Source organism: Streptomyces sp. R28 (assembly GCF_041052385.1).
Taxonomy (GTDB): domain Bacteria; phylum Actinomycetota; class Actinomycetes; order Streptomycetales; family Streptomycetaceae; genus Streptomyces.
Map to the genome: position 1 here is coordinate 7,532,989 of NZ_CP163439.1, position 16,275 is coordinate 7,549,263.

Below are 16,275 nucleotides of genomic sequence, written 5' to 3' on the forward strand. Positions count from 1 at the left end.
CTAGGCGGTGCGCAGCCCCAGGAGGACGTCGAGGCGGTTGGTCGTGATCGAGTCGACGCCGAGGTCCAGCAGGCGCCGCATGGAGCGCCGGGTGTCCGGGGTCCAGACGGAGAGCAGGTAGCCGTCGCGGTGGACGCGCTCGGCGAGGGCGTGGTCGACCAGGCCGAAGCGGTAGTTGAGCCAGTGCGGGCGTACCGCGTCCAGCAGGGCGGGGCGCGGCGGCGCCAGTGTCGTCCAGGTCAGGGCGATCTCGGCGGACGGGTCGGCGGCGCGGACGGCGAGCATGGCGGGGGCGCCCGCGCAGTAGTACACGCGGTCCTGCGCCCCGCAACCGCGCACGACGTCCACGACCCGGCGCGCCGCCCGGACATCGGGCGTGCCCGGCAGGTCGAGCATCACCCGGCTCCCGTCGCACGCCGCGAGCGCCTCCTCCAACGTCGGCACCCCGCCCGCCGTCAGCCCCCGCACCTCGGCCGCCGACAGCGCGAGCAGCGGCCGGTCCTGCTCCCACAGCCGCTTCAGCGTCTCGTCGTGCAGCAGCACCGGCACGCCGTCCCTGGTGAGCCGTACGTCGATCTCCACGGCGTCCGCGCCCATGTGGAGCGCGGAGCGCAGGGAGCCGAGCGTGTTCTCGCGGACGCGGTAGGGGTCGCCGCGGTGGGCGACGGCGGTCACGTTCTGCATGGACGTCATTGTGGCGGGCGTGGTGCGGCGTCAGTCCCGGGGCGTCAGGAGGCGAGCCACTTGGTCGTGTACGTGTCGATCTCGGCCCTGATCCGGGCCTTGCCGGGCCCGTCGAGGAAGGACGCGTCCACGGCGTTCTTGGCGAGGTCGGCCAGGCCCCGCTCGTCCAGGTCGAGAAGGCGTGCGGCGACCGCGTACTCGTTGTTGAGGTCGGTGCCGAACATGGGCGGGTCGTCGGAGTTGATGGTGACGACGACCCCGGCCTTCGCGAACTCCTTGATCGGGTGCTCGTCGATGTCGCGGACCGCGCGCGTGGCGATGTTGGAGGTCGGGCACACCTCCAGCGCGATCCGGTGCTCGGCGAGGTGCGCGAGCAGCTTCGGGTCCTGCGCCGAGCTCGTGCCGTGCCCGATGCGCTCGGCGCGCAGGTGAGTGAGGGCGTCCCACACCGTCTGCGGCCCGGTGGTCTCGCCGGCGTGCGGTACGGAGTGCAGTCCGGCCGCGATCGCACGGTCGAAGTACGGCTTGAACTGCGGCCTCGGTACGCCGACCTCGGGCCCGCCGAGCCCGAAGGAGACCAGGCCCTCCGGGCGGATCCGGTCGTCGGTCGCGAGCCGCGTGGTCTCCTCGGCGGCCTCCAGCCCGGCCTCGCCGGGAATGTCGAAGCACCAGCGCAGCACGGTCCCGAACTCGGCCTCGGCCGCCTTGCGGGCGTCCTCGATCGCCGCCATGAACGCGCTCTCGTCGATGCCACGGCGGGTGGAGGAGAACGGGGTGATGGTCAGCTCGGCGTAGCGCACCTGCTGGCGGGCCAGCTCGCGGGCCACCTCGTACGTCAGCAGCCGTACGTCCTCCGGGGTGCGGATCAGGTCCACGACGGACAGGTACACCTCGATGAAGTGGGCGAAGTCCGTGAAGGTGAAGTAGTCGACCAGTGCCTCGGGGTCGGTGGGGACCTTGGAGTCGGGGTGGCGGGCGGCGAGTTCCGCGACGATGCGGGGGGAGGCGGAGCCGACGTGGTGGACGTGCAGTTCGGCCTTGGGCAGTCCGGCGATGAAGGCGTGCAGGTCGCGCGGGACGCGGGCGTCGACGAGACGGTCGGTCAAGGTTCCTCCCCGGGAACGGCGTCCGCGGCCGGGTGTGCGGCTCCGCGGGACGCGGGTGATCGGCTGATCGGGTTACTCGGGATCATCGTAGGCCGGAGCCGTGACGGTGATGCCCGGGCCTTAGCATGACGGCACGTACGACGGAGGGGGCCCGCGCATGTCCGACGACGCGCAGACGCCGGAGGCGCCGGAGGTATCGGGGGGAACGGGGGGATCGGCAGCAGCACCGGGGGGAACAGGGGTACCGGGAGACGCGGCCGTAGCGGAGTCGGGGACGTCGCTGGAGAAGAAGCCGAAGACGTCGTTGGACAAGCCGGGGGCGGCGGGGCCGAGCGGGGGAGGTCCGCAGGCCCGGTCCGAAGCGGATCCGTGGGCGCCTCCGGCCGTGGGTGCGCAGGCGGCTCCCGCCGCGCCGGGCGGTCCCGGGTACACCCTCGCCTCGAACGAGCCGCCGGTCTGGGCCGCTCCCGCTGTGCACGATCAGCGGACGGTCACGTCCGTGCCGCCCGTGGGCGGGCCGGCCGAGCCGCGGGACGCCGTACCGTCGGTCTCGCCGTGGATGGTCCCGTCGGCCGGGCCGGGCCCGGTGACGCCGCCGCACGGCTCGACAGGGAACCCCTTCGCGCCGCCGGGGCCCACGTCTTCCACTCCCATGCCGGGCGGCGCACCGGCCAATCCCTTCGCGCCGCCGTCCGTGCCCGGTCCCTACGCCGCTCACGGTGAGCCCGTCCCGCCGCCGCCGATCGGTCCCGACGGGCCGGGGCGGGTTCCGTACGGCTATCCCGGCGGTTACGGGTACCCGCCGGGGCCGGGGCCAGGTGCCGGGGGGTACTACGGCTGGCCCGGTATGCAGGCCATGCCGAGCAACGGGATGGGTACGGCCGGGCTGGTGCTCGGGATCATCTCCGCGGCGGTCTTCTGTCTGTGGCCGGTGGCGATCATCCTGGGTGTGCTGGCTCTGATCTTCGGTTCGATCGGGCGGGGCAAGGCGCGGCGGGGCGAGGCGACGAATCCGGGGCAGGCTCTGGCCGGGGTCATCTGTGGGGCGGCGGGTGTGGTGCTGGGGCTGGGCATGGTGGCGCTTGTGATCGCCACGTCGTAGGCACCGCCGGGTTTCCTCGCCCCCGCCGCCCCTACCCGTCCCGTCCCTGGGGGCTGCCGCCCCCAGACCCCCGCTTCGGCCCTGGACGGGCCTCGTCCTCAAGCGCCGGACGGGCTGGGATTGCGGGCCGGCGCTTCAGAGGCGAAGCCCTCAGCGGGGTGGGTGGGGGCTGGGGACGGTGTGGTCTCATCCTCAAGCGCCGGACGGGCTGAAAATTCAGCCCCTCCGGCGTTTGAGGAGCGGGGGTCCAGGGGGCGGAGCCCCTTGGCGGGGTCGAAGGGGCAGCGCCCCTTCAGGATGGGACGGGTAGGGGCGGGGGGGGCGGAAACCTCCCTACCCCCGCAACCGCTCCCGCGCCTCCATCAACGCGAACCCCAACAGATTCGGCCCCCGCCACCGCTCCGGATCCCCCGCCCCCTCATCATTCGCCGCGAGCCCGATCCCCCACACCCGGTCCACCGGACTGGCCTCCACCAGCACCCGCTCCCCGGTACCGAGCAAAAACTCCCGCAGACCGGCATCCGCGCCGAACTTGTGCACCGACCCTTCGACGACGATCCGGAACCGCTCCCGCTCCCATATCGCGTCGTCGAACCCCCGCACCAGCCGCCCGGCCTTCTTCGCCACCGACGGATGCCCGGCCTCCAGCACTCCCCGCTCGGCCTCCGCGTCCCCGAACAGCCGGGCCTTCCCGGCCATCATCCAGTGCTCGGCGGTCGCGTACTCCACCCCGTCCACCGTGAACGGCGACGGCCACCACTGGCTCAAGCAGCTCGCTCCCACCTGGCCGTCCGGCCTCGGCCGGTGTCCCCAGAAGTGCAGATACTTGACCCTCGCCCCCGCACGGACCTCCTTGATCAGGACATCCCAAGAATCGATCTTCGCCATGCCGCCGAGTCTGGCACGCACCACCGACAATGCGTCCCGCGTTTTTCCGGCCGACTCGACACCTGGTCGACAGATTCCGTCGCGTAATCAAAAGGCAACAACGGAATCACTTGTTGGCATCCTCCTGCTCTGTCAGGATCGGCACTCAAATCGAGCCTGAGCCACGCCGGCCCCGCCACGGGGACACGGAGGAGAGCGACATGCAGAACCCGGGCACCGCCACCCCGGACACCGCAACCGGGCACCGTTTCCCGGCCCAGGACCGCTTCGCGGAGGGCGCGCAGTACATCGCGGGCCGCCCGGCGAAGGGGACCTCGGGCCGTACGCACGCCGTCGTCGACCCTGCCACCGGCGAGGAGGTGTACACGTACGACCTGGCCGGTACCGATGACGTCGACGCCGCTGTCGCCGCCGCGCGCGCGGCGTTTCCCGGCTGGGCCGCGGCCACTCCCGGCGAGCGCTCCGACGCGCTGCACCGCTTCGCCGCCGTCCTCGCCGACCGCGCCGAGGAATTCGCCCGCGCCGAGTCCCTGCAGTGCGGGAAGCCGCTGAAGCTGACCCGTGAGTTCGATGTGCCGGGGACCATTGACAACACCGCCTTCTTCGCCGGCGCCGCCCGTCACCTCGCCGGCCAGTCCGCCGGGGAGTACTCCGGCGATCACACCTCGTACGTCCGTCGCGAACCCATCGGCGTCGTCGGGTCCATCGCCCCCTGGAACTACCCCCTCCAGATGGCCGCCTGGAAGATCCTCCCGGCGATCGCCGCGGGCAACACCATCGTGCTCAAGCCCGCCGAGCTCACCCCGCTCACCTCGCTCCTCTTCGCCCGGACCGCCACCGACGCCGGGATCCCCGACGGTGTGATCAACATCGTCACCGGGACCGGCAGGGAAGCCGGCGAGCATCTCGTCGGCCATCCCGACGTCGCCATGACCTCCTTCACCGGCTCCACCGCCGTCGGCAAGCGCGTCGCCGAGATCGCCACCGGCACCGTGAAGCGGATCCACCTGGAGCTGGGCGGCAAGGCACCCTTCGTGGTCTTCGACGACGCCGACCTCGAAGCCGCCGTCCACGGCGCGGTCGCGGGCGCGCTGATCAACACCGGGCAGGACTGCACGGCGGCCACGCGCGCGTACGTGCAGCGACCGCTGTACGAGGAGTTCGTCGAGCGGACCGCCGCCCTCATGGAGAGCGTCCGGCTCGGTGATCCGTTCGCGCCGGGCACCGATCTGGGGCCGCTGATCTCCCACGTCCAGCGTGACCGGGTCGCCGGGTTCGTCGACCGCGCGCGTGCCTACGCTCGCGTGGTCACCGGTGGTGAGGCCCCAGGGGGCGACCTCAGGAACGGTGCGTACTATCGGCCCACCCTTGTCGCCGACGCCGCCCAGGACAGTGAGATCGTCCAGTCCGAGATCTTCGGGCCGGTCCTGGTCGTCGTGCCGTTCGACAGTGACGACGACGGGATCCGGCTCGCCAACGACACCCCGTACGGGCTCGCCGCCTCCGCCTGGAGCCGTGACGTCTACCGGGCGAACCGGGCCACCCGCGAGATCAAGGCGGGGTGCGTCTGGGTCAACGACCACATTCCGATCATCAGCGAGATGCCGCACGGCGGCTACAAGGCGTCCGGCTTCGGCAAGGACATGTCCGCGTACTCGTTCGAGGAATACACGCAGATCAAGCACGTCATGTTCGACAACACCGCGGTGCCCAGGAAGGACTGGCACCGCACCGTCTTCGGGGACCGATAACCAGATCAGGCGGGAGCAGTCGGCCGCCCGACCCACGACCGGCCTCCCCTTCCTACCGATCTCTCCCGAAAGGGCACCACGCGCATGGAGCAGTACGAGCCCGACCGCCTGTCCCCGGCCCAAGTGGCCGCCATGCGGCGCAGCTTGCGCAGCGGCCGGGCCGCCATGACCCGGCGTTCCCTGCTGCGGGCCTCCACCGGCGGAGCGCTCGCGCTGGGCGGACTGGGCACGCTCAGTGCCTGCGGGATCCCCGCGGCCGGCAAGACCCAGGGCGGCACGTCCGCCGAGGACCACTCGGCCGAGGAGAAGGTCGTCAACTTCTCCAACTGGACCGAGTACATGGACGTCGACGACAGCGGCAAGCACCATCCGACGCTGGAGCAGTTCACCGAGCGGACCGGCATCAAGGTCAAGTACACCGAGGACATCAACGACAACAACGAGTTCTTCGGCAAGATCAAGCCGCAGCTCGCGGCCGGCCAGGACACCGGACGCGACATCGTCGTCCTCACGGACTGGCTCGCCGGCCGTCTCATACGCCTCGGATGGGTCCAGAAACTCGACCCGTCCAACCTGCCGCACGCCTTCGCCAACCTGTCGCAGCAGTTCCGCAGCCCCGACTGGGATCCGGGACGGGCGTACTCCTACCCCTGGCAGGGCATCTCGACGGTCATCGCCTACAACAAGAAGGCGCTCGACGGCGTCGAGGTGAAGACGGTCTCCGACCTGCTCGACAACCCGAGGCTCAAGGGCCGCGTCGGCTTCCTCACCGAGATGCGCGACACCGTCGGGATGACCCTGCTCGACATGGGCAAGGACCCGGCCAAGTTCACCGACGACGACTACGACGCGGCGATCGCGCGTCTGCAGAAAGCCGTCGACAACAAGCAGATCCGCCGGTTCACCGGCAACGACTACACCTCCGACCTCACCAGCGGCGACTTCGCCGCCTGTCTCGCCTGGGCCGGTGACGTCGTACAGCTCAAGGCCGACAGCCCGGACATCGACTTCCTCATCCCGGACAGCGGCTACATGACGTCCAGCGACAACCTGCTGATCCCCAACAAGGCCCGTCACAAGACGAACGCCGAGCGGCTCATCGACTACTACTTCGAGCCGAAGCCCGCCGCCGAGCTCGCCGCCTACATCAACTACGTCTGTCCCGTCGACGGCGTGAAGGAAGAGCTTGCGAAGATCGACGAGGACGCGGCGAACAACCCGCTGATCCTCCCCGACAAGGCCATGCAGGCCCAGTCCCGCGCCTTCCGCTCCCTGAGCTCGAAGGAAGAGACGGCCTACGAAGAGAAGTTCGCGAAGCTCACAGGGGCGTGACACCAATGACGAACGAAAACAGCGGCGACGTCCGCCTCTCCGGCATCAGCAAGACCTACGGCTCCTTCACCGCCGTGCACCCGCTCGACCTGACCGTGCCCCAGGGCTCCTTCTTCGCCCTGCTCGGCGCCTCCGGCTGCGGCAAGACCACCACCCTGCGCGTGATCGCCGGTCTGGAGGAACCTTCCTCCGGCACCGTCCACCTCGGTGACCAGGACGTGACCGCCCTGCCGCCGTACAAGCGGCCGGTGAACACGGTCTTCCAGTCGTACGCCCTCTTCCCGCACCTCGACATATTCGAGAACGTCGCCTTCGGCCTGCGTCGGCGCGGCATCAAGTCGGTGAAGAAGCAGGTCGAGGACATGCTCGACCTCGTGCAGCTGGGCGAGCAGGCCCGCAAGAAGCCGCACCAGCTGTCGGGCGGCCAGCAGCAGCGTGTGGCCGTGGCCCGCGCGCTGATCAACCACCCCAAGGTGCTCCTCCTCGACGAGCCCCTCGGCGCCCTCGACCTCAAGCTGCGCCGTCAGATGCAGCTGGAGCTCAAGCGGATCCAGACCGAGGTCGGCATCACCTTCGTCCACGTCACGCACGACCAGGAGGAGGCCATGACGATGGCCGACACGGTCGCCGTGATGAACGCGGGCCGCGTGGAGCAGCTCGGCTCGCCGACCGACCTGTACGAGAACCCGCGCACGACCTTCGTCGCCAACTTCCTCGGCACCTCCAACTTCATCGAGGCCGAGGTCGACTCCAAGAGCGGCGACGACATCGTGCTGAAGGCGGGTGGCGGCAAGCTCGTCCTGCCCGAGGCGCGCTGCTCCGCGGCCACGGCGACCGGTGGCAAGGTGCTGGTCGGCGTCCGCCCCGAGAAGATCTCCCTCACGCATGCCGACGAGGCGGGCGAGATCCCGGAGGGGCGCAACCGGATCACCGGGAAGATCGCGGACTCCTCCTTCATCGGCGTCTCCACGCAGTACGTCGTCGACAGCCCCGTCTGCCCCGAGTTCGAGGTCTACGCCCAGAACATCGACCGCGACGCCCGGCTCGTGCCCGGCGCCGAGGTCGTCCTGCACTGGAACCCGGCGCACACCTTCGGCCTGGACTCGAGTCAGGACATCGACGCCGGCACCGAGGAAGAGGCGGCGGTCTGATGGCGACACTGACCGAGGCGCCACCGCCTCTCTCCCCGACGGCTCCTGAGAACAAGCCCCCGCGCAAGCGCGGGCGTCTCGTCCCCTACTGGCTCCTGCTCCCCGGCATCCTCTGGCTGCTGGTCTTCTTCGCGCTGCCGATGATCTACCAGGCCTCCACGTCCGTGCAGACGGGCTCCCTGGAGGAGGGCTACAAGGTCACCTGGCACTTCGCCACCTACTGGGACGCCCTGTCCGAGTACTACCCGCAGTTCCTGCGCTCGGTGCTCTACGCCGGCTCGGCGACCATCCTGTGCCTGATCCTCGGCTACCCGCTCGCCTACCTCATCGCCTTCCGCGCGGGCCGCTGGAAGAACCTGATCATGATCCTGGTGATCGCACCGTTCTTCACCAGCTTCCTGATCCGCACCCTGGCCTGGAAGACGATCCTCGCGGACGGCGGCCCGGTCGTCGGCGCTCTCAACACGCTGCATGTCCTGGACGTCACCAGCTGGCTCGGTATGACCTCCGGCGACCGCGTGCTGGCCACGCCGCTCGCGGTGGTGTGCGGTCTGACGTACAACTTCCTGCCGTTCATGGTCCTGCCGCTCTACTCCTCGCTGGAGCGCATCGACGGCAGGCTGCACGAGGCGGCCGGCGACCTGTACGCCAAGCCGATCACCACCTTCCGCAAGGTCACCTTCCCGCTGTCGATGCCGGGCGTCGTCTCCGGCACGCTGCTGACCTTCATCCCGGCCGCCGGCGACTACGTCAACGCCGATCTGCTCGGCTCCACCGACACCCGTATGGTCGGCAACGTCATCCAGACGCAGTTCCTGCGGATTCTGGACTATCCGACGGCCGCTGCCCTCTCCTTCATCCTGATGGCCGCCATCCTCGTCATGGTGACCGTCTACATCCGTAGGTCTGGCACGGAGGATCTGGTTTAAATGAACACGCGACGGAGTCGCATGTCCGGCCCGAGCGTCAACTGGCTCAAGCGCAATCTCGTCGTCATCGCGGGACTGCTGACGCTCGCTTATCTCCTCCTGCCGAACGTCGTCGTGACGGTCTTCTCCTTCAACAAACCGAAGGGGCGCTTCAACTACGAATGGCAGGAGTTCTCCACGGCCGCCTGGCAGGACCCGTGCGGCGTGTCCGACCTGTGCGGCTCGCTGTCGGTCAGCCTGCAGATCGCGTTCTGGGCGACGCTGGGCGCCACGCTCCTCGGCACGATGATCGCCTTCGCGCTGGTCCGCTACCGCTTCCGCGCGCGCGGCGCCGTGAACTCGCTGATCTTCCTGCCGATGGCGATGCCCGAGGTCGTCATGGCGGCCTCGCTGCTCACCCTGTTCCTCAACATGGGCGCCCAGCTGGGCTTCTGGACGATTCTCATCGCCCACATCATGTTCTGCCTGAGCTTCGTCGTGACGGCGGTGAAGGCCCGCGTGATGTCGATGGACCCGCGGCTGGAGCAGGCCGCGCAGGACCTGTACGCCGGACCGGTCCAGACGTTCGTCCGGGTCACCCTGCCGATCGCCGCCCCCGGAATCGCGGCGGGCGCGCTGCTCGCCTTCGCGCTCTCCTTCGACGATTTCATCATCACCAATTTCAACGCGGGCTCCACCGTCACCTTCCCGATGTTCGTCTGGGGATCGGCCCAGCGCGGAACGCCCGTTCAGATCAATGTCATCGGTACGGCCATGTTCGTCGTCGCCGTACTGTTCGTCCTGGCCTCCATGGTCATCGGAAACCGCAGAAACAAGCAGAAGGCGTAAAGCCGAGAGGTGTAAAGCCGAAAGGCTTAAAGCCAAAAAGAAACACCCTGTAGGGAGTTGAAATCATGGCCCCAAGCGCCATGAGTCGTGGCAACAACTGGACCAAATCCCTTTCCGACGCCCAGCCGGTCCCGTACTGGCTGGACGACCCCGGCAGGCCCCGCCCGGAACCCGCCCTCACCACCGCCGAGACCTGCGACCTGCTGGTCGTCGGCGGCGGCTACAGCGGACTGTGGACCGCGCTCGTCGCCAAGGAGCGCGACCCCCAGCGGGACGTGGTCCTGCTCGAAGGCCGCGAGGTGGGCTGGGCCGCCTCGGGCCGCAACGGCGGCTTCTGTGCCGCCTCCCTCACCCACGGGCTGCCCAACGGCCTCACCCGCTGGCCCGACGAGATCCACACGCTTCAGGAACTGGGCGCCCGCAACCTCGACGAGATCGAGAAGGCGGTCGCCCGCTACTCCCTGGACTGCGACTTCGAACGCACCGGCGAGATCGACGTCGCCACCGAGACCTACCAGGCGTGGGAACTGCGCGACTGGTACGAGGAGTTGCGGGACAAGGGCCTCGCCGAGGGCATCGAGTTCCTGGACACCGAGGCGGTACGGGCCCAGGTCGACTCACCCACATTCCAGGCCGGCCTCTTCGACCGCCGGGGCGTGGCCATGGTCAACCCGGCCAAGCTGGCGTGGGGACTGAAGCGGGCGTGCCTGGACCTCGGCGTCCGCATCCACGAGCACACCCCCGCCCTCACCCTGAAGCCGTACGGCGCCGGCATGGCCGTACGCACCCCCTACGGCCAGGTCCGCGCCCGCAGGGTCGCGCTCGGCACGAACATCTTTCCGAGCCTGGTCAAGCGCGTCCGCGCCTACACGGTCCCGGTCTACGACTACGCCCTGATGACCGAGCCCCTCACCGAGGACCAGCTCACGTCGATCGGCTGGAAGAACCGTCAGGGCCTCGGCGACTCGGCGAACCAGTTCCACTACTTCCGTCTCTCCGCCGACAACCGCATCCTCTGGGGCGGCTACGACGCCGTCTACCCGTACGGCGGCCGGGTGCGCGCCGAGTACGACGACCGCCCGGAGACGTACGCCAAGCTCGCCGGGCACTTCTTCACCTGCTTCCCGCAGCTGGAGGGCATCCGCTTCACGCACGCCTGGGGCGGCGCGATCGACACCTGCTCGCGCTTCTCGGCCTTCTTCGGGACGGCCCACCAGGGCAAGGTGGCGTACGCGGCGGGCTTCACGGGCCTCGGCGTCGGCGCAACCAGGTTCGGCGCGGACGTGATGCTGGACCTGCTGGCGGGGGAGTCCACGGAGCGGACGCGGCTCGAAATGGTCCGCAAGAAGCCGTTGCCCTTCCCGCCGGAGCCGTTCGCCTGGACCGGTATCGCGCTCACCAAGTGGTCGCTGGCCCGCGCCGACGCGCACGGCGGACGGCGCAACCTGTGGCTGAAGGCGATGGACCGACTCGGCCTCGGCTTCGACAGCTGAACGTGACGCAGGTCGGGGAATGTGACCCAGGTCACCATGAATTGGTGGCGAGAACTCGCGTAATGCCTGCCGGGTGACCTCCCTCTCCCTCGTGACGCGACCAGCGTCCGCGAAAAAAGGGAGGTCACCGTCATGACAGGGGCGAAGACGGCGGTCGAGTGGCTGGCATCCGTTGCGCCGAATCCCGAAGCCTGCCGCTGGGAGTGGGAGCGCAACCCTCTGGGGGTCGCCCTGCTGCCGGCCGGCAAGGCCTGGGACGTGCTCATCCTGCCGGCCGGACTCGGCTATCCCACGCTCGATGTCCTCACTCGCATCATCGACCAACTCGGCCCGGTCCTGGTCGACTTCGGCGACTCACGTATGGGCTTCTTCGTGCCGCCCGGCACCGCCGCCCGCTGGCTCGGCACCGGTATCCGTACGGCCGGGGCCGGCACCTGGATCGTCGTCCCGTACCCGGGCCGCGCCACCGGCGGCATCCGCTGGCTGGTCCCGCCGGACGGCACGGGCACCCTCACCGACCCGGCGCTCCTCGAACTGGCCATGCACGAGGCGGCGGCGCGGCTGGCCGTGGAGGGGGAGGGGGAGGACTAGCGCGCGGAACTCCTGGGGGCCCGGAGCCTCTTGACAGAAAGATTGGTCTGGACCAAGTTGTGTGCGGTTCCGCCCTCCAATCCCCCCATGCCTGGAGGCACTTGTGGATCGCTTCAGACCTCTCGCCCTCCTGACCGCCGCGGCACTGACCCTGCCCGGCCTCACCGCACTCTCGTCGGCCGCCCGTGCGGCCGACACCGACCTCGCGCTCAACGGCGGCTTCGAGGCCGGCCTCGACGGTTGGACCTGCACGGCCGGGACGACCGTCGGCTCACCCGTGCACGCCGGCACTTCCGCACTCCAGGCGACCCCGGCCGGCGGCGACAACGCCCGGTGCGCGCAGGAGGTGACCGTGAAGCCGGACTCCCTGTACACGCTGTCCGGCTACGTCCGTGGCTCCTACGTCCATCTCGGTGCGAGCGGCACCGGCACCACCGACGTCTCCACCTGGACCCAGTCGGCCCCCGCCTGGCAGCAGCTCACGACGACCTTCCGTACCGGCCCCTCCACCACCCGCGTCACCCTCTACACCCACGGCTGGTACGGCACCGGCACCTATTACGCCGACGACATCTCACTCGTCGGACCCGGCGCGGACGCCGGCCGGCCACCCGCAGTGCCGACCGGCCTGAAGACCGGAACGGTCACGTCGTCCAGCGTCGCCCTGTCCTGGTCGGCGGTCGCGGGCGCGACGGGCTACGCCGTCCATCGCGACGGCACCAAGGTCCAGACGGTGAGCGGCACGTCGGCCACGGTCGGCGGACTCTCGCCCTCCAGGGCGTACGGCTTCCAGGTCAGCGCCGTGAACGAGGCGGGCGAGTCCGCGAAGTCGGCCACCGTGACGGCCACGACCACCGCAGGACCCGGTGGCGGAGGCACGGACCTCCCGGCCCACGCCCTGGTCGGCTACCTCCACGCGAGCTTCGCCAACGGCTCCGGCTACACGCGCATGGCCGACGTCCCCGACAGCTGGGACGTCATCGACCTGGCCTTCGGTGAACCGACATCGGTCACCTCGGGCGACATCCGCTTCGCCCGCTGCCCGGTCACCGAGTGCCCGAACGTCGAGAGCGACGCCGACTTCAAGGCGGCGATCAGGGCCAAGCAGGCGGCCGGCAAGAAGGTGCTGATCTCCATCGGCGGCCAGAACGGCCAGGTGCAGCTGACGACGGCGGCGGCGCGGGACACCTTCGTGACGTCGGTGTCGAAGATCATCGACGAGTACGGCCTCGACGGCCTGGACATCGACTTCGAGGGCCACTCGCTCTCCCTGAACGCCGACGACACCGACTTCAGGAACCCGAAGACGCCGGTGATCGTCAACCTCATCTCGGCCCTGAAGACCCTGAAGGCCAGGTACGGCGACCAATTCGTCCTGACGATGGCCCCGGAGACCTTCTTCGTCCAGCTCGGATACCAGTACTACGGCACCGGCCAGTGGGGTGGCCAGGACCCGAGGGCAGGGGCGTACCTCCCGGTCGTCCACGCGCTGCGCGACGACCTGACGCTTCTCCATGTCCAGGACTACAACTCGGGCCCGATCATGGGTCTGGACAACCAGTACCACTCCATGGGCGGCGCCGACTTCCACATCGCGATGACCGAGATGCTGCTCACCGGCTTCCCGGTCGCGGGCAACGCGAGCAACGTCTTCCCGCCCCTGCGCCCCGACCAGGTGGCGATCGGCATGCCCGCCTCGGCCAACGCGGGCAACGGCCACGTCCCGCCGGCCGAGGTCACCAAGACCCTGGACTGCCTGACGAGGAAGACGAACTGCGGCTCGTACACCACCCGCGGCACCTGGCCGGCGCTGCGCGGTCTGATGACGTGGTCGATCAACTGGGACCGGTACGGCGGCTGGGAGTTCCAGCGGGCGTTCGACGGCTACTTCGGCTGAGGAACAGCCAGAGCGAGGACAGGAGCACCGTGCACAGGCACCAACTGGCCACGACGTCCAGTGGCCAGTGGTAGCCGCGGCGGACCAGGCCGAAGCCGACGGCCGCGTTGAGGACCGCGCAGGCGATGAGGAGCTCGCGGCGGGCGTAGGCGGTGCGGAGCCAGGGGAGGAGGAGCAGGGCCGCGCAACCGTAGGCGACGGCGGCCGTGGCGGTGTGGCCGGAGGGGTAGTAACCGGTCGCCGGGGGGACGGCCGGGGTGCCGGGGCGGTCGGTGAGTTCCTTGAGCGGCACGATCAGGGCCGGGACCAGTGCCATCAGAACGGCCGCCGCGGTGGACGGCAGCCACCACCGGTCTGTACCAGTGCGGCGGGATCGCCAGGCGGTGTGGACCAGGACCACGGCGAGGACCGGGACCGCGACCTGGGCATTGCCCAGATCGGCCAGGAGTTCGGAGAAGCGGTCCGGATGGACCAGGGCCCGGCTGACCCGCTCGTCCACACGCACAAGCGGCCCGTCCTCGACTACCTGCCAGGTGGACAGGGCGAAGAGGAGGGCCGGAAGAACGAGAAGGAGGAAGAGGGAGGTCGGGCGCCCCGGAACAGGGGGGGTGGTTCCGAGGCGCCCGTCCGGATCGGATGGTCGGCCGCCCCGGGGGGTTTGGGGCGGGCGACTGTCCGATCGGTGAGGAGATCCGGAGCCGGAGGCTCCGGTTGTGTGCGCGAGGGCACGACCAGGTCGAAGCTGGGGAGGCCCCGGCCTGATGTCACCCAGAGTCCCCTCTGGGCGGGGTGTATCTCTCATCTGGTTAGAACCTACGACAGCCGGAGGGCGTAAGACAGACGGAATCGCGTCCTGCCATCCACCCCGCACACCTTCTTCACACGCTCTGACTACAGCCGCCCCGGCCCCGGAACCGCGGACGGTGCCAAGGCTGGGGCGGATGAGGTTGCCGGGCCGGCGAACCGGCGCTCACCAGTGGTTTTGCTGAGACCTCAGATGCGGGTGAAGGCCTGCTCGATGATGTCGAGGCCCTCGTTCAGCAGATCCTCGCCGATGACCAGCGGGGGCAGGAACCGCAGCACGTTGCCGTAGGTGCCACAGGTCAGGACCAGCAGGCCCTCCTGGTGGCAGGCCTTGGCGAGCGCGGCGGTCGCCTGCGGGTTCGGCTCCTTGGTGGCGCGATCCTTGACCAGCTCGATGGCGATCATGGCGCCACGGCCGCGTACGTCACCGACGATGTCGAACTTCTCGGCCATGGCGGTGAGGCGGGCCTTCATGATCGCCTCGATGTTCTTCGCCTTGGCGTTGAGGTCGAGCTCCTTCATCGTCTCGATGGAGCCCAGCGCACCGGCGCACGCGACCGGGTTGCCGCCGTAGGTGCCGCCCAGGCCGCCCGCGTGGGCGGCGTCCATGATCTCGGCGCGGCCGGTCACGGCGGCGAGCGGGAGGCCGCCGGCGATGCCCTTCGCGGTCGTGATCAGGTCGGGGACGATGCCCTCGTCCTCGCACGCGAACCACTGACCCGTACGGCAGAAGCCGGACTGGATCTCGTCCGCGACGAAGACGATGCCGTTGTCGGAGGCGAACTTGCTGATGGCCGGCAGGAAGCCCTTGGCCGGCTCGATGAAGCCGCCCTCGCCGAGCACCGGCTCGATGATGATCGCGGCGACGTTCTCCGCGCCGACCTGCTTGGAGATCTGGTCGATGGCCTGCGCGGCGGCCTCCGGGCCCGCGTTCTCCGCGCCGGTCGGCCAGCGGTAGCCGTAGGCCACCGGCACGCGGTACACCTCGGGCGCGAACGGGCCGAAGCCGTGCTTGTACGGCATGTTCTTCGCGGTCAGCGCCATGGTGAGGTTCGTACGGCCGTGGTAGCCGTGGTCGAACACGACGACGGCCTGGCGCTTGGTGTACGCACGGGCGATCTTGACGGCGTTCTCGACGGCCTCGGCGCCGGAGTTGAACAGCGCCGACTTCTTGGCGTGGTCGCCCGGCGTCAGCTCGGCCAGCGCCTCGGCGACGGCGACGTAGCCCTCGTACGGCGTGACCATGAAACAGGTGTGGGTGAAGTCGGCGAGCTGCGCGGTCGCCTTGCGTACGACGGCCTCGGCGGAGGCGCCGACGGACGTCACCGCGATGCCCGAACCGAAGTCGATGAGCCGGTTGCCGTCGACGTCCTCGATGATTCCGCCGCCCGCACGCGCCGTGAACACGGGCAGCACGGAGCCCACGCCCTGCGCGACCGCGGCGGTACGGCGGGCCTGCAGCTCCTGCGACTTCGGGCCGGGGATGGCGGTGACGACGCGGCGCTCCTGCGGAAGTGCGCTCATGAGGGGCTCCTGGGGGTTTTGCGGACGCTTGTCTTCTCTTTTTCGCAGGCTAGGGCGGGGAGCGGGGGGTGGGCATGCTCCATGTGGGCGTTGTCGGCGAGTCCGGTTGTCCGTGGTGGACATAGCGGCGCCGACGGTGCGGGCGCCATCGGGTTCGGCGGGTCGCCCACACGGGTGCGCAACCGCCGGCGATCG

General features: G+C 69.7%; 14 protein-coding genes. 9 read left to right on the plus strand and 5 right to left on the minus strand.

The features are described 5' to 3' along the window. Together AB5J49_RS33955 and AB5J49_RS33960 are read right to left on the minus strand one after the other, a co-directional pair. On the minus strand, positions 1–684 hold the full coding sequence (locus AB5J49_RS33955) for a glycerophosphodiester phosphodiesterase (RefSeq protein ID WP_369172672.1): 684 nt from the start codon (positions 682–684) through the stop codon (positions 1–3). Between the two features lie 44 nt (positions 685–728). Continuing rightward, positions 729–1,850: an adenosine deaminase gene (locus AB5J49_RS33960; RefSeq protein ID WP_369175352.1), complete on the minus strand. Its 1,122-nt coding sequence runs from the start codon at positions 1,848–1,850 to the stop codon at positions 729–731. A 97-nt stretch (positions 1,851–1,947) separates the two neighbouring features. Between AB5J49_RS33960 and AB5J49_RS33965 the strand changes: the two genes are divergently transcribed. Then, the gene (locus AB5J49_RS33965) at positions 1,948–2,892 is read left to right on the plus strand and encodes a hypothetical protein (protein WP_369172673.1); all 945 of its coding nucleotides are present in this window, start codon (positions 1,948–1,950) and stop codon (positions 2,890–2,892) included. A 333-nt stretch (positions 2,893–3,225) separates the two neighbouring features. Here the strand turns inward: AB5J49_RS33965 and AB5J49_RS33970 are convergent, their stop codons facing one another. Then, positions 3,226–3,780, minus strand: a complete 555-nt coding sequence (locus AB5J49_RS33970) for an NADAR family protein (protein ID WP_369172674.1) — start codon at positions 3,778–3,780, stop codon at positions 3,226–3,228. A gap of 200 nt (positions 3,781–3,980) precedes the next feature. Between AB5J49_RS33970 and AB5J49_RS33975 the strand changes: the two genes are divergently transcribed. From AB5J49_RS33975 to AB5J49_RS34010, 8 genes are all read left to right on the plus strand, one after another. Continuing rightward, positions 3,981–5,531, plus strand: coding sequence for a gamma-aminobutyraldehyde dehydrogenase (locus tag AB5J49_RS33975; RefSeq protein WP_369172675.1), 1,551 nt, complete (start codon positions 3,981–3,983; stop codon positions 5,529–5,531). Positions 5,532–5,615: 84 nt separating this feature from the next. After that, the gene (locus AB5J49_RS33980) at positions 5,616–6,863 is read left to right on the plus strand and encodes a PotD/PotF family extracellular solute-binding protein (protein WP_369172676.1); all 1,248 of its coding nucleotides are present in this window, start codon (positions 5,616–5,618) and stop codon (positions 6,861–6,863) included. After that, positions 6,860–8,014 carry an ABC transporter ATP-binding protein gene (locus tag AB5J49_RS33985; RefSeq protein WP_369172677.1) on the plus strand — a complete coding sequence of 385 codons (1,155 nt, stop codon included), beginning with the start codon at positions 6,860–6,862 and terminating at the stop codon, positions 8,012–8,014. The genes AB5J49_RS33980 and AB5J49_RS33985 overlap by 4 nt, the downstream gene beginning before the upstream one ends. Beyond that, positions 8,014–8,943 carry an ABC transporter permease gene (locus tag AB5J49_RS33990; protein ID WP_369172678.1) on the plus strand — a complete coding sequence of 310 codons (930 nt, stop codon included), beginning with the start codon at positions 8,014–8,016 and terminating at the stop codon, positions 8,941–8,943. Before AB5J49_RS33985 ends, AB5J49_RS33990 begins: the two co-directional genes overlap by 1 nt. Before the next feature lie 21 nt (positions 8,944–8,964). Beyond that, positions 8,965–9,771, plus strand: coding sequence for an ABC transporter permease (locus tag AB5J49_RS33995; protein ID WP_369172679.1), 807 nt, complete (start codon positions 8,965–8,967; stop codon positions 9,769–9,771). A gap of 65 nt (positions 9,772–9,836) precedes the next feature. Beyond that, positions 9,837–11,264: an NAD(P)/FAD-dependent oxidoreductase gene (locus AB5J49_RS34000; RefSeq protein ID WP_369172680.1), complete on the plus strand. Its 1,428-nt coding sequence runs from the start codon at positions 9,837–9,839 to the stop codon at positions 11,262–11,264. A gap of 132 nt (positions 11,265–11,396) precedes the next feature. Beyond that, positions 11,397–11,855, plus strand: coding sequence for a hypothetical protein (locus tag AB5J49_RS34005; protein ID WP_369172681.1), 459 nt, complete (start codon positions 11,397–11,399; stop codon positions 11,853–11,855). Positions 11,856–11,958: 103 nt separating this feature from the next. After that, the gene (locus tag AB5J49_RS34010) at positions 11,959–13,752 is read left to right on the plus strand and encodes a chitinase (RefSeq protein WP_369172682.1); all 1,794 of its coding nucleotides are present in this window, start codon (positions 11,959–11,961) and stop codon (positions 13,750–13,752) included. On the opposite strand, the gene AB5J49_RS34015 is transcribed toward AB5J49_RS34010, so the two are convergent. Beyond that, complete coding sequence (locus AB5J49_RS34015) at positions 13,691–14,524, minus strand: phosphatase PAP2 family protein (RefSeq protein ID WP_369175353.1); 834 nt, start codon at positions 14,522–14,524, stop codon at positions 13,691–13,693. The genes AB5J49_RS34010 and AB5J49_RS34015 overlap by 62 nt on opposite strands. Positions 14,525–14,745: 221 nt before the next feature. Next, positions 14,746–16,080, minus strand: coding sequence for a 4-aminobutyrate--2-oxoglutarate transaminase (gabT, locus tag AB5J49_RS34020; protein WP_369172683.1), 1,335 nt, complete (start codon positions 16,078–16,080; stop codon positions 14,746–14,748). Between the last annotated feature and the right edge of the window lie 195 nt (positions 16,081–16,275).